Source organism: Pseudomonas sp. GW531-T4, assembly GCF_017349615.1.
In the GTDB taxonomy this organism is placed as follows: Bacteria; Pseudomonadota; Gammaproteobacteria; order Pseudomonadales; family Pseudomonadaceae; genus Aquipseudomonas; species Aquipseudomonas chlororaphis_I.
Genome location: NZ_JACMZT010000015.1, coordinates 131,738 through 144,536 on the forward strand (window position 1 = coordinate 131,738; position 12,799 = coordinate 144,536).

11 protein-coding genes are annotated in these 12,799 nt (G+C 65.6%); 10 read left to right on the forward strand and 1 reads right to left on the reverse strand.

Features of this window, described 5'->3' with window-relative positions; genetic code table 11:
* Positions 1-50: 50 nt before the first annotated feature.
* From J4D28_RS14735 to J4D28_RS14770, 8 genes are all read left to right on the forward strand, one after another.
* Positions 51-1,148: a serine hydrolase gene (locus tag J4D28_RS14735; protein ID WP_009047423.1), complete on the forward strand. Its 1,098-nt coding sequence runs from the start codon at positions 51-53 to the stop codon at positions 1,146-1,148.
* Positions 1,145-1,474, forward strand: a complete 330-nt coding sequence (locus tag J4D28_RS14740) for a hypothetical protein (RefSeq protein WP_009047424.1) — start codon at positions 1,145-1,147, stop codon at positions 1,472-1,474. Before J4D28_RS14735 ends, J4D28_RS14740 begins: the two co-directional genes overlap by 4 nt.
* A gap of 213 nt (positions 1,475-1,687) precedes the next feature.
* Positions 1,688-2,863 carry a M20 aminoacylase family protein gene (locus tag J4D28_RS14745; RefSeq protein WP_009047425.1) on the forward strand — a complete coding sequence of 392 codons (1,176 nt, stop codon included), beginning with the start codon at positions 1,688-1,690 and terminating at the stop codon, positions 2,861-2,863.
* A 108-nt stretch (positions 2,864-2,971) separates the two neighbouring features.
* Entirely contained in the window at positions 2,972-4,282 is a 1,311-nt protein-coding gene (locus J4D28_RS14750) for a citrate-proton symporter (RefSeq protein WP_009047426.1), read from the forward strand.
* Complete coding sequence (locus tag J4D28_RS14755) at positions 4,282-5,739, forward strand: amidase (protein ID WP_016702081.1); 1,458 nt, start codon at positions 4,282-4,284, stop codon at positions 5,737-5,739. The genes J4D28_RS14750 and J4D28_RS14755 overlap by 1 nt, the downstream gene beginning before the upstream one ends.
* Before the next feature lie 86 nt (positions 5,740-5,825).
* Complete coding sequence (locus J4D28_RS14760) at positions 5,826-6,596, forward strand: IclR family transcriptional regulator (protein ID WP_009047428.1); 771 nt, start codon at positions 5,826-5,828, stop codon at positions 6,594-6,596.
* Between the two features lie 224 nt (positions 6,597-6,820).
* Positions 6,821-7,411, forward strand: a complete 591-nt coding sequence (locus J4D28_RS14765; RefSeq protein WP_103331135.1) for a YceI family protein — start codon at positions 6,821-6,823, stop codon at positions 7,409-7,411.
* A gap of 1 nt (position 7,412) precedes the next feature.
* Positions 7,413-8,570, forward strand: coding sequence for a phosphatidylserine/phosphatidylglycerophosphate/cardiolipin synthase family protein (locus J4D28_RS14770; protein WP_028681787.1), 1,158 nt, complete (start codon positions 7,413-7,415; stop codon positions 8,568-8,570).
* A gap of 355 nt (positions 8,571-8,925) precedes the next feature.
* Here J4D28_RS14770 and bglX read toward each other — a convergent pair whose 3' ends face one another.
* Positions 8,926-11,247, reverse strand: coding sequence for a beta-glucosidase BglX (gene bglX / locus J4D28_RS14775; RefSeq protein ID WP_016702084.1), 2,322 nt, complete (start codon positions 11,245-11,247; stop codon positions 8,926-8,928).
* A gap of 253 nt (positions 11,248-11,500) precedes the next feature.
* Here bglX and J4D28_RS14780 point away from each other — a divergent pair, with 253 nt between their 5' ends.
* Complete coding sequence (locus tag J4D28_RS14780; protein ID WP_009047432.1) at positions 11,501-12,109, forward strand: LemA family protein; 609 nt, start codon at positions 11,501-11,503, stop codon at positions 12,107-12,109.
* A gap of 73 nt (positions 12,110-12,182) precedes the next feature.
* On the forward strand, positions 12,183-12,799 hold a 617-nt coding region (locus tag J4D28_RS14785; protein ID WP_207246427.1), incomplete at its 3' end, for a YgcG family protein.

Sequence of the window (12,799 nt, forward strand, 5' to 3'; positions counted from 1 at the left end):
GTCATCTCCCTGGTCTACCCTCAGCGGGTTCCCTTGCCCGAGTTCCCGCCATGCTCAAAGGCTCGACCCTGCTGCTCGCGCTGCTATTCATGCTCCCACCGGCCTGGGCCGAAAACTGGCCCGGCGCGCAATGGAGCACGGGCCCCGCAGCCAGCGGCCCGGCCCTCGAGGCGCTGGAGTCCTACGCCTTCGCACCCCGCAACGAGGCGACCCGCCTGGGCATCCGCAGCGATGCCTTGCTGGTGATCCGCGATGGCCAGTTGATCTATGAGCGTTACGCCGGCCCGACCAGTGCCGATACCCCGCACCTGACCTGGTCCATCAGCAAAAGCCTGTTGGCCGCGGTGCTGGGCGTGGCCTATGGCGAAGGGCGTTTCCAGTTGCAGGACAAGGCCGTCCGCTTCCTTCCGGCGTTGCGCCAGCATCCGGACATCAGCCTGGCCGACCTGCTGCACTGGGCCTCGGGCCTGGATTGGCAGGAGGATTACGAGTACGCGCCACTCAAGTCCTCGGTGGTGGCCATGCTCTACACCCGCGGCCACGGCGATATGGCGACCTTTACCGCCGAGCACCCGGCCTTCAGCCCGCCGGGGCAGGTGTTTCGTTACTCCAGCGGCGACAGCAACCTGCTGTCGGCGGCCCTGAAAGGCATGCTGGGAGCCCAGCGTTATGCCGACTATCCCTGGCAGGCGCTGTTCGAGCCCCTGGGCATTACCCACGCCGTGTGGGAAAGCGACGCCACCGGCACCTTTGTCGGTTCCTCCTATGCCTACCTCACTGCCCGCGACCTGGCGCGGGTCGGCCTGTTGATGCTGCGCGACGGGCGTTGGGGCGAGCGTCAGTTGTTGCCCAGGGACTGGGTCGAATTCAGTCGCACGCCGTTCGCCGGTTATCAGGCGAACCAGGACGAGCTGGTGCCCGGTGGCCACTGGTGGCTCAATCGCGCCGTCGGTGGTGCCCCATCGCCCTGGCCAGACGCGCCGGCCGATACCTTCGCGGCGCTGGGCCATTGGGGGCAGGCGTTGTACGTGATCCCCAGCGCCGGGCTGGTGATCGTGCGTTATGCCGACGACCGCGACGGCAGCTATAGCCACAACGAGCTGCTCAAACTGGCCCAGGCGGCTTTCGCCCGGCAGGTGCAGCCATGAGCCGGCGTCCGTGGGTCGTGCGCCATCCCTTCGCCAGCCTGTTGTTGCTGGCGCTGCTGGCCTTGTTCGGCCGGGGCTGGAGCGAGCGGGTCGCGCTGCGGGCCTTCCCGGACATCCTCAGCGCCTACAGTGCCAAGGAGTACTGTTCCTGCCGCTACGTGATGCACAACGTTGCCGAGTACTGCGAAGGTTATGTGCAGCAGTACCTGCCGCTCAAAAGTCTGCACGACGATGCCGAGCACAAGCGGGTGAGCGCCAGCGGCCTGGGACGCAGCCACAGCGCTGTCTGGCTGAGCGAGCGCCAGGGCTGTCGACTGGAGCCCTGAACGGCGCCACGCAACGATCGGTAATCCTTTCCCGGGGCTGCCAGCCCCTGTGCTGATTGGCTCCCCGCACAAGGTTCCACCCTGTGGAACCACATTTGATTGTCGCAGGCGACGGCTCGCGGTTATCTGAGGGCACGCCGCGATCACGCCTTGCTGCACCGTGAGACGCTCCGAAAAAAAGAACGGGATTACACCCGGCCAAGGAGATACGTCATGACCCGTTTCCCGCATATCTTTGCCTGGCTCGACGACGTCGCCAGCGACCTGCGCGCCGTGCGCCAGGATATCCACGCCCACCCCGAACTCGGCTTCGAGGAGAACCGCACCGCGGCGCTGGTTGCCCGTTCCCTGGAGGAATGGGGCTACCAAGTGCATAGCGGTATCGGCAAGACCGGTGTGGTCGGTGTGCTGCGTAACGGCAGCAGCCCGCGCCGGCTGGGCCTGCGCGCCGACATGGACGCCTTGCCGATCGTCGAGAACAGCGGTGTGGCCTACAGCAGCCGCCACAGCGGGTGCATGCATGCCTGCGGGCACGACGGCCACACCGCCATGCTCCTCGGCGCGGCGCGCTACCTGGCGGCCACGCGCCAGTTCGACGGCACCCTGACCCTGATTTTCCAGCCGGCCGAAGAAGGCCAGGGCGGTGCCGAAGCGATGCTCGCCGATGGCCTGCTGGAGCGTTTTCCCTGCGATGCGCTGTTCGGTATGCACAACATGCCGGGGCTGCCGGCCGGTCACCTGGGCTTTCGCGAAGGGCCGATGATGGCCTCCCAGGACCTGCTCACCGTGACTCTGGAAGGCGTGGGCGGGCACGGTTCGATGCCGCACCTGACGGTCGATCCGCTGGTGGCCGCGGCCAGTGTGGTGATGGCCTTGCAAACCGTGGTGGCGCGCAACATCGATGCCCAGGAGGCGGCAGTGGTGACGGTCGGTGCGCTGCAGGCCGGCGAGGCGGCCAACGTCATTCCGCAACAGGCGTTGCTGCGCCTGAGCCTGCGGGCGCTGAACGCGCCAGTGCGCGAGCAGATGCTCGAACGGGTCAAGGCGATCATCCACACCCAGGCCCAGAGTTTTGGCTGCTCGGCCAGCATCGAACACCGTCCGGCCTATCCGGTGCTGGTCAACAGCCCGGAGCAGACCGAATTCGCCCGCCAGGTGGGGGTGGCGCTGCTGGGCGAGCAGGCGGTCGACGGCAACACGCGCAAGCTGATGGGCAGCGAAGACTTCGCCTGGATGCTGCAACGCTGCCCCGGCAGCTACCTGTTCATCGGCAACGGCCTGTCCCGGCCGATGGTCCACAACCCCGGCTACGACTTCAACGACGACATCCTGCTGACCGGCGCCGCCTATTGGGCCGCGCTGGCCGAGAGCTGGCTCGAGCCGGCCTGAGTTTTCCCTTTCTTCTGCCGCTGAATCGGGCGCCGTAGCGCCCGGCACTTCCCATAAGGGCCCGACTCGTTACCCGAGAGGCCCGACAAGAATAGAAGGACAGCGCTCATGCACGCCTCGAGATCCAGTGTTTCGCGTACCCGGCAAGTGGTCGCCGCGGTGATCGGCAACGCCTTGGAGTGGTACGACTTCATCGTCTACGGCTTTCTGGCGAGCATCATCGCCCGGCAGTTTTTCCCCTCCGACGACGAGTACGCCTCGCTGCTGATGGCCCTGGCCACCTTCGGCGTGGGCTTCTTCATGCGGCCGGTGGGCGGCGTTCTGCTGGGCATGTATTCGGACCGCAAAGGCCGCAAGGCCGCCATGCAGCTGATCATCCGCCTGATGACGGTGTCCATCGCCCTGATCGCCTTTGCCCCCAACTACGCGGCCATTGGCATGGGCGCGCCGCTGATGATCGTCGTCGCACGGATGCTGCAGGGCTTCGCCACCGGCGGCGAATACGCCAGCGCCACGGCTTTCCTGGTGGAAAGCGCGCCGGCCCATCGCAAGGGCCTGTATGGCTCCTGGCAACTGGTCGGGCAATGCCTGGCGGTGTTCTCCGGGGCGGCGATGGTGGCGCTGGTCACCCATCTGTTTTCGCCCGAGGATCTCGATCTGTGGGGCTGGCGCCTGCCGTTCGTGATCGGCCTGCTGATCGGCCCGGTGGGCCTGTGGATCCGCAAGTACATGGAAGAGCCGGAAGCCTTCGTCGAGGCCCGCAAGCAGGTGCGCGGCAACGGCCCGGGCCTGATGCAGGTCATACGTGAGCACCGGCGCAGCATCCTGGTGTCCATGGGCCTGGCCTGTGGCGCGACGGTGTCGTTCTACGTGGTGCTGGTGAACATGCCGACCTTCGCCCACAAGAACCTCGGCTTGCCGCTGGACCAGGTGTTGCTGGTGCAGATGTTCGCGGTGGCGCTGATGACGGTGGTGATTCCATTGTCCGGCGCCCTGTCGGACCGGCTGGGGCGGCGCCCGGTGTTGCTGGCCTTTACCCTGGCGTTTTTTGTCATGGTCTACCCGCTGTACGTCTGGGTGGCCGCGGCGCCGTCGATCGAGCGGCTGCTGGTGATGCAGGTGCTGCTGTGCAGCGCCATCGGCGGCTTCTTCGGCCCGGCGCCGACCGCGCTGGCCGAACAGTTCCCGGTGCAGGTGCGTTCCACCGGGGTGTCGGTGGCCTACAACGTGGCGGTCATGGTCTTCGGCGGCTTTGCCCCGCTGATCGTGACCTGGCTCAGCAAGGTGCTGGGCACCCCGGTGGCCCCGGCGTTTTATGTATTGTTTGCCTGCGTGTTGACGCTGCTGGGCACTTATTGCCTGCATGAGGCACCCAAAGAGAAGAAACCGAGCGCACTGAATTTCGGGGTGAAACCTTGATGGATATCGCAGCACAAGACTTTGGGCCCATCGTTGAGCTGGGCGCCGTCGAACTGTCCCGGGCGATCCACGCCCGCAGGTTTTCCTGTCGCGAAGTGATGTTGGCCTACCTGGACCGGATCGAGCGCTGCAACCCCCGGGTCAATGCCCTGGTGTCCCTGCGCGAGCGCCAGGTGTTGCTGGCCGAGGCCGAGGAGCGCGACCGCCAGCTGGACCGGGGCCAGTCCATGGGCTGGATGCACGGCATGCCCCAGGCGATCAAGGACCTGGCGGCCACCGCCGGGCTGCGCACCACCCTGGGCTCGCCGCTGTTCGCCGAACAGATACCGGCCCACGACGCCATCTGCGTGGCGCGGGTCCGGGCCAGCGGGGCGATCATCGTCGGCAAGAGCAACGTGCCGGAGTTCGGCCTGGGCTCGCAAACCTACAACAAGGTGTTCGGCACCACCGGCAACGCCTACGACCCGAGGCTGAATGCCGGCGGCAGCAGTGGCGGGGCGGCAGTGGCCCTGGCGCTGCGCATGCTGCCGGTGGCCGATGGCAGCGACATGATGGGCTCGTTGCGCAACCCGGCGGCCTTCAACAATGTCTTTGGCCTGCGCCCGTCCCAGGGCCGGGTGCCTCACGGCCCGGCACCGGAGCTGTTCGTCCAGCAACTGGCCACCGAGGGGCCGATGGGCCGCAGCGTGGCCGATATCGCGCGCTTGCTGGGCACCCAGGCCGGGTACGACCCGCGGGTGCCCTTGTCGCTCAAGGACGACCCGGCGATCTTCAACGAGCCCTTGCAACGGGATTTTCGCGGCGCGCGCCTGGGCTGGCTGGGGGACTTTGACGGCTACCTGGCCATGGACGACGGCGTGCTGGCGCTGTGCGAAGCGGCGCTGGGGGACTTTCGCCAACTGGGCTGCGAGGTCGAAGCCTGCCAGCCGGCGTTTTCCATGGCGGCGCTGTGGCAGTGCTGGCTGGTGCATCGGCATTGGCTGGTCCAGGGCAACCTGGGACCGCTGTATGCCGACCCGCAGAAGCGCCACCTGCTCAAGCCCGAGGCGCAGTGGGAAGTCGAGGGCGGGCTGGGCCTGAGCGCGGCGGAGGTCTACCGCGCCTCGCAGGTTCGCAGCGATTGGTACCGGGCCCTGGAGCGCCTGTTCGAACGTTACGATTTCCTGCTGCTGCCCAGCGCCCAGGTGTTCCCTTTCGATGCAGGGGTGCCATGGCCACGCTTTGTCGGAGGGCGGGAGATGGACACCTACCATCGCTGGATGGAAGTGGTGATCGGTCCGACCCTGGCCGGCCTGCCGAGCCTCAGCGTGCCGGTCGGCTTCAATCCGGCGGGCTTGCCCATGGGCATGCAGATCATCGGCCCGGCCCAGGCCGACCGGGCGGTGTTGCAGCTCGGTCATGCCCACGAACAACTGACGCAGTGGGTCAGGCGCCGGCCGCCTGGTCATCCGTTGTAACCCTCGAACCGGGGTGTGCGGGTTTATCGGGCCCGCATCTTGCTGCGTAAAACGCTCATCCATCCGCTTATCAGGGAGGTCGGCATATGGCCAGCAAGGTAGAAACCGGCAGTGTGCGTTCGGTCGAACGGGCCTTGGCGATCGTCGAGCTGCTGGGCCAGCACCAGGCCCTGGGCCTGGAGGAACTGCACTACCTGACGGCGCTGCCCAAGGCCACGGTATCGCGCATGCTCCTGACGTTGCAGGAGCAGGGCTGGATCTATCGCGGCCTGAGCGACCGGCGCTATCGGCTGTGCGCCAGGCGGCTGTTCGGCGACCAGCAGCAACGCTTCAAGCGGCAACTGGTGGAACGCGCCGCACCCTGGTTGCAGGCGTTGAGCGAGCGCACCGGGCTGGTGGTCGACCTGTCGTGTTTCGACGGCGAGCGCCTGGAGGTCATGGAAAGTTCGATCCCGGCAGTGCTGCGCAAGCGTTACCCGCATAACTGCCAGATCGTCGGCCACTATTCGAGTCTGTTCCATTCGGCGATGGGCAAGGCCTGCCTGGCCGAACTGGATCACGAGCAAGTCCAGCGCCTGGCCGTCCGCGAGCGGGTGCCCCAGGAGGACCAGTACCGCGCCTGCGAACAATCCCAGCATCAGGGTTTCGGCCAGCGCACCGAGGGTTATTGGGAGTACCCGGTGCGGCTGCCGTTCCTGATCCGCGCCGTGGCCTTGCCGATTCGTGACCAGGGCCGGTTGGTGGGCAGCATGGCCCTGCACTGGCCGATGGACCAGGCGCCGGTGGAGCGGGTGCTGAGTTTGCACCTGGCGAGCCTCGAGGCGACTGTCCACGATGTCGAGCGCAGCTTGATCTAGACTCAGCCGCTCGGCCTGGCATTGCGGCGTATCCGGACCACCGGCTGCCCTGTTCGGGGCCGCTGCAAGGCCATCGTGGCCTACGGCAGCGGCTACAGGGGACCGGGGATCTTTTTCGTCTTTATGCACTCCGAGTATTCGCCGTTCACGGCCCTGTCGCTGTTTGCAAGCGCACGCGGGCCGGTTAAGGTTCGGCTCAGATTTCTCGACCCCATGAGTCTTCCATGTTCAACGCCTCTTTCCCCAAGGCCCTGGCCGCTTTGCTGTTGGCCTGCGCGGCCTGGCCGGCCCAGGCCAACTGGTACCTGGACAACGAGTCCTCGCGCCTGTCTTTCGTCACCACCAAAAATGCCAATGTTTCCGAAGTCCATCGTTTCCTGGTCCTGCACGGCAAGGTCGACGCCAAGGGCATGGCGCAGTTGGAAGTCGAGCTGGACTCGATCAACAGCGGGATTCCGCTGCGCGACGAGCGCATGCGCAAGGAGCTGTTCGAGATCGACCGGCATCCGGATGCCCTGATCAACGCGCAAATCAACCTGCGGCCGATCAACGACCTGGCGCCCGGCGCGCAGATCGAACTGCGTCTGCCGGTCAATGTCACCCTGCACGGCAAACAGCACGAATACACCGCCGAACTGCTGGCCACGCGCCTGGACGATCGACGCTTCCAGGTGGTGACCCTGGAGCCGCTGGTGCTCAACGCTGCCGATTTCGACCTGGTGCCGGGGCTCGAAACCCTGCGCAAGGCGGCCGGCCTGTCGGCGATCAGCCTGTCGGTGCCGGTGGGTGCGGTGCTGATCTTCACGGCGCGCTGATATGGCGGGCGCGGTCTTTCCCTGGCGTGAAGGCAATCGTTTCGAGTTGCTGATCGACGGTCCGAGTTTTTTCCCGCGGATGCTGGTGGCGATTGCCCGGGCCCGTGAGCAGGTGGAACTGGAGCTGTACCTGGTGGAGGCGGGCGCCTGCGCCGAGGCCATGGTCCAGGCCCTGACCCAGGCCGCCGAGCGCGGGGTGCGGGTGCGTTGCCTGTTCGATGACTACGGCAGCCTGGCCTTCACCATGGGCCTGCGCCAGCGCTTGACCGGCGCCGGGGTCGAGTTGCGTTTCTACAATCGCCTGAGCTGGCGCCGCGGGGTGCGCAACCTGTATCGCGACCACCGCAAGTTGCTGCTGGTGGATCAGGAGCTGGCGGTGGTCGGCGGCACCGGCGTGACCGATGAATTCTGGAACCCGCTGCAGGACAGCTGCGACTGGCATGAGGTCATGGTGGAAATCAGCGGCCCGCTGGTGCTCGACTGGCAGATGCTGTTCGACCGGCAGTGGATCGCCAACCGCTATCGCACCGCCTGGAAGCCGGCGTCGAACTTCGGTCTGCCACGCCTGCCGCGCGTGCCGGCCCAGGGCGAGGGCATGGGCCGGGTGGCCTATGCCGACGCCCGGCAACACCGGGACATTCTGCAATCGCTGGTGCGCGCGCTGAACAGCGGGCACCGGCGGATCTGGCTGGCGACCCCGTATTTCCTGCCGACCTGGAAGGTCCGCCGCTCCCTGCGGCGCGCGGCCGGACGCGGGGTGGACGTGCGCCTGCTGCTGACCGGGCCGCGCACCGATCACCCGTCGGTGCGTTATGCCGGGCATCGTTATTACCCGCGCCTGCTGCGGGCCGGGGTGAAAATCTTCGAATACCAGCCACGTTTCCTGCACCTGAAGATGGTGCTGATCGACGATTGGGTGAGCATCGGCTCGTGCAACTTCGATCACTGGAACCTGCGTTTCAACCTCGAGGCCAACCTCGAAGCCCTCGACATGCCACTGACCGATGCGGTGCTTGCAAGCTTCCTCGCCGACTTCGACCAGAGCCAGGAAGTCAGCCTCGAAGCCTGGAAGAACCGCCCGCTGTGGCGGCGGATCAAGCAGCGGATCTGGGGCTGGGTGGACCGGCTGGTGGTGAACCTGCTCAATCGCCGCGACTGACCCCGCCCTGGCTTGGTACGGCTTCTGCTTCTGTAGGAGCCAAGCTTGCTGGCGATGCGGGCAACGCGGCGTGTCAGGGAAATCGCTATCGCGGGCAAGCCTCGCTCCTACACCGACCTGGCGCGGCTTGTGCTTCTGTCGGAGCCAAGCTTGCTGGCGATACGGGCAACGCGGTGTGTCAGGAGAATCGCTATCGCGGGCAATCGAGCGTCGACCGGCCGCTCCTACAGAAGCGACGCGGCTTTGGCTTCTGTAGGAGCCAAGCTTGCTGGCGATGCGGGCAACGCGGTGTGTCAGGGAAATCGCTATCGCGGGCAAGCCTCGCTCCTACATAGGAGCGAGGCCGGGGGGAGGGTTACAGCAGTTCGAAGCTCTGTTGCTTGACGTCCCGGGAGTCCAGGCCGATCTCGACCTTGAACTCGCCCGGTTCCGCGGCGTACTTGAGCTGGGCGTTGTAGAACTTCAGGTCGTCTTCGCTGATGCTGAAGTGGATCACCTTCTGTTCGCCGGCCTTGAGCTGCACTTTCTGGAAGCCCTTCAGCTCCTTGATCGGGCGGATGATGGAGCCGGCGACGTCCTGGATATACAGCTGCACCACGGTTTCGCCGTCGCGCTTGCCGGTGTTTTTCAGGGTCACGCTGGCGTCGAGCTTGCCGCTCTTGTTCAGGGTGGTCGACGACAGGGCCATGTCCGACAGGCTGAACGTGGTGTAGCTCAGGCCATAACCGAACGGAAACAGGGGGCCGGTGGTGTCGTCGAAATACTGCGAGGTGTAGTTGCCCGGCTTGCCCGGGGTGAACGGCCGGCCGATGGTCAGGTGGTTGTAGTAGGTCGGGATCTGCCCCACCGAGCGGGGGAAGGTGATCGGCAGCTTGCCGGACGGGTTGTAGTCGCCGAACAGCACGTCGGCGATGGCGTTGCCGCCTTCGGTGCCGCTGAACCAGGTTTCCAGGATCGCGTCGGCCTGTTGGTTCTCGTCGAGCAGCGCCAGCGGCCGGCCGTTCATCAACACCAGCACCAGTGGCTTGCCGGTGGCCTTGAGGGCCTTGATCAGCTCGCGCTGGCTGGCCGGGATGTGCAGGTCGGTACGGCTCGAGGATTCGTGGGACATGCCCCGCGATTCGCCCACCGCCGCCACCACCACATCAGCCTGCTGCGCGGCCTTCACCGCTTCGTCGATCAACTGCTGGGCCGGGCGTGGATCGTCCACCACTTCCGGGGCATCGAAGTTGAGGAAGTTCAGGTAGTCGACCACGGCCTTGTCGGCGGTGATGTTCGAGCCACGGGCGTAGATCAGTTGCGCCTTGTCGCCCAGGGCGTTGCTCATGCCGTCGAACAGGGTGACCGATTGCGCCGGCACGCCGGCAGCGGCCCAACTGCCCATCATGTCGATCGGCGCCTTGGCCAGCGGGCCGACCAGGGCGATCTTGCCGGCCTTTTTCAGCGGCAGGGTTTCATTGGCGTTCTTCAGCAGCACCAGGCTGCGGCGCGCCACATCGCGGGCGTCGCTGCGGTGCAGGCGGCTTTCGGCGTTGGTGTCGGCCGGGTCTTGCTCGGCCTTGCCGATGCGCAGGTAGGGGTTGGCGAACAGGCCCATGTCGTACTTGGCGGCCAGCACTTCGCGCACGGCGTTGTCCAGGTCGCGCTGGCTGACCTCGCCGGACTTGATCAGCCCCGGCAGTTCCTTGGCGTACAGCGAGTCGTTCATGCTCATGTCGATGCCGGCCTTGATCGCCAGCTTGGCGGCTTCGCGGCCGTCCTTGGCGACACCGTGGCGCATCAGCTCGACGATGGCGCCGTGGTCGCTCACCGCCAGGCCCTTGAAGCCCCACTCCTTGCGCAGCAGGTCGTTCATCAGCCAGGTGTTGGAGGTGGCCGGCACGCCGTTGATCGAGTTCAACGCCACCATCACCCCGCCGGCACCGGCGTCGATCGCGGCGCGGTAGGGCGGCAGGTAGTCCTGGTACATCTTCACCGGGCTCATGTCGACGACGTTGTAGTCACGACCGCCTTCGACCGCGCCGTACAGGGCGAAGTGCTTGACGCTGGCCATGATGCTGTCGGCGTTCTTGGGGCTGTCGCCCTGGTAGGCCTTGACCATGACCTTGGCGATGCGCGAGACCAGGTAGGTGTCTTCGCCGAAGCCTTCGGAGGTGCGACCCCAGCGTGGGTCGCGGGAGATGTCGACCATCGGCGCGAAGGTGATGTCCAGGCTGTCGGCGCTGGCTTCCTGGGCGGCGATGCGCCCGGAGCGGCCGATGGCGTCCATGTCCCAGCTCGACGCCAGGGCCAGGGGGATCGGGAAGATCGTGCGGTGGCCGTGGATCACGTCATAGGCGAAGAACATCGGGATCTTCAGCCGGCTGCGCATGGCCGCGTCCTGCATCGGCCGGTTTTCCGGGCGGGAGATGGAGTTGAAGGTGCCGCCGATGCGGCCGGCGGCGATTTCCTTGCGGATCATCTCGCGGGGCATTTCCGGGCCGATGCTGATCAGGCGCAACTGGCCGATCTTTTCATCCAGGGTCATCTGCTTGAGCAGGTTGTCGATGAAGGCGTCCTTGTTCTGCAGGACCGCATCGGAAAAGGGTTTTTCCTGGGCCGCTACCGGCGTGGTGGCGGCCAGGGCAGGGTGACTGGCCAGGCTGACCAGCAAGCCCAGCAAACACAGCTTCTTCATGAATATTGTTCTCTAGGGCCTAAAACAGACGCGATCAGTACGCGTCGAGCGGCCGAAAATTGGGAGAGCGGCTAATAAAGGAACGACTATTGTTGTTCGGATAAATGCAGCACACTTCTGAACTCTTTTTCGCGCTGGGCATCTTTTAGCCGATTGGCCCGATGCAATCCAGTGGTGGCGGCAGATTATGTCGATGCACTCGATTCAAAGGGTTACAGGTTCCATCCCCTAGGTTGCAAGGAGCGTCACCACCATGAACGTACGACAGAGCCTGTGCTCAAGCTGGCCGATGATGGCATTGCTGCTGCTCGGCAGCCTGCTCAGTGGCTGCGGGATCAACAACATCCCGACCCTCGACGAACAGGCCAAGGCGGCCTGGGGCCAGGTACAGAACCAGTACCAGCGTCGCGCCGACCTGATCCCCAACCTGGTGGAAACGGTCAAGGGCTACGCCAGGCACGAACAGGAGACCCTGACCGCGGTGATCGAGGCGCGGGCCAAGGCCACCTCGATCCAGGTCGATGCCAGCACCCTGGACAACCCGGAAAGACTCAAGCAGTACCAGCAGGCCCAGGACCAGCTGACCGGTGCCTTGAGCCGCCTGATGGTGGTGTCCGAGCGTTATCCGGACCTCAAGGCCAACCAGAACTTCCTGGCCCTGCAGTCGCAGCTCGAAGGCACCGAGAACCGCATCGCCGTGGCCCGTCGCGATTTCATCCTCGCGGTGCAGAAGTACAACACCGAGATCCGCACCTTCCCCGGCCGCCTGTGGCACAGCGTGATGTACAGCGACCTGCCGGTGCGCGAGACCTTCGAGGCCACCAGCCCCGACGCCGACAAAGCGCCAGAAGTGAAGTTCTGATCAGCAGCGGCTGCCCGCGGATCGCACGAGCGGCCGCGGGATCCGGCCCGGCGTTACCACGGATGAGGTTCCAATGCGCGTGTTGAGAGTTGGCCTGGTGCTGTTGCTCTGGGTGTTTGCGATAACGGCCCAGGCCGAGCTGAAGTTCCCGGCGCTGAGCGGGCGGGTGGTGGACAACGCCCAGATGATCGAGCCGGCGGTGCGCCAGCAACTGACCCAGGAGCTGGCCTCCCACGAGCAGTCCACCGGCGAGCAGGTGGTGGTCGTGACCCTGCCGGACCTGCAAGGCACCAGCATCGAGGATTTCGGCTATCAGCTGGGGCGCTACTGGGGCATCGGCCAGAAGGACAAGAACAACGGCGCCTTGTTGATCGTCGCCCGCGATGATCGCAAGCTGCGCATCGAAGTCGGTTACGGCCTGGAAGACCGCCTGACCGACGCGCAAAGCTCGGTGATCATCCATCAGGTGATCACCCCGGCCTTCAAGGCCGGCAATTTCAGCAAGGGCATCAGTGACGGCGTGTCGGCCATGTTGCTGGTGCTGGGCGGCAATCCGCTGGACGAGCCGAGCGCCGCCTATGACGGTGGCGGCGAGCGCGGCAGCGAGTTTTTCGATCGGCATCCCGGCGCCCTGGTGTTCCTGGTGCTGCTGTTTTTCGTGACGATCTTCGTCTGCCAATTGCTTGGCAT

What these genes read in the sequence shown, in the direction of transcription:
- J4D28_RS14780 (WP_009047432.1), top strand. Translation starts at nt 11,501, where the DNA reads ATGAACGTACGACAGAGCCTGTGCTCAAGCTGGCCGATGATGGCATTG.
- J4D28_RS14760 (WP_009047428.1), top strand. Translation starts at nt 5,826, where the DNA reads ATGGCCAGCAAGGTAGAAACCGGCAGTGTGCGTTCGGTCGAACGGGCC.
- J4D28_RS14735 (WP_009047423.1), top strand. Translation starts at nt 51, where the DNA reads ATGCTCAAAGGCTCGACCCTGCTGCTCGCGCTGCTATTCATGCTCCCA.
- bglX (WP_016702084.1), bottom strand. Translation starts at nt 11,247, where the DNA reads ATGAAGAAGCTGTGTTTGCTGGGCTTGCTGGTCAGCCTGGCCAGTCAC.
- J4D28_RS14770 (WP_028681787.1), top strand. Translation starts at nt 7,413, where the DNA reads ATGGCGGGCGCGGTCTTTCCCTGGCGTGAAGGCAATCGTTTCGAGTTG.
- J4D28_RS14740 (WP_009047424.1), top strand. Translation starts at nt 1,145, where the DNA reads ATGAGCCGGCGTCCGTGGGTCGTGCGCCATCCCTTCGCCAGCCTGTTG.
- J4D28_RS14750 (WP_009047426.1), top strand. Translation starts at nt 2,972, where the DNA reads ATGCACGCCTCGAGATCCAGTGTTTCGCGTACCCGGCAAGTGGTCGCC.
- J4D28_RS14755 (WP_016702081.1), top strand. Translation starts at nt 4,282, where the DNA reads ATGGATATCGCAGCACAAGACTTTGGGCCCATCGTTGAGCTGGGCGCC.
- J4D28_RS14765 (WP_103331135.1), top strand. Translation starts at nt 6,821, where the DNA reads ATGTTCAACGCCTCTTTCCCCAAGGCCCTGGCCGCTTTGCTGTTGGCC.
- J4D28_RS14745 (WP_009047425.1), top strand. Translation starts at nt 1,688, where the DNA reads ATGACCCGTTTCCCGCATATCTTTGCCTGGCTCGACGACGTCGCCAGC.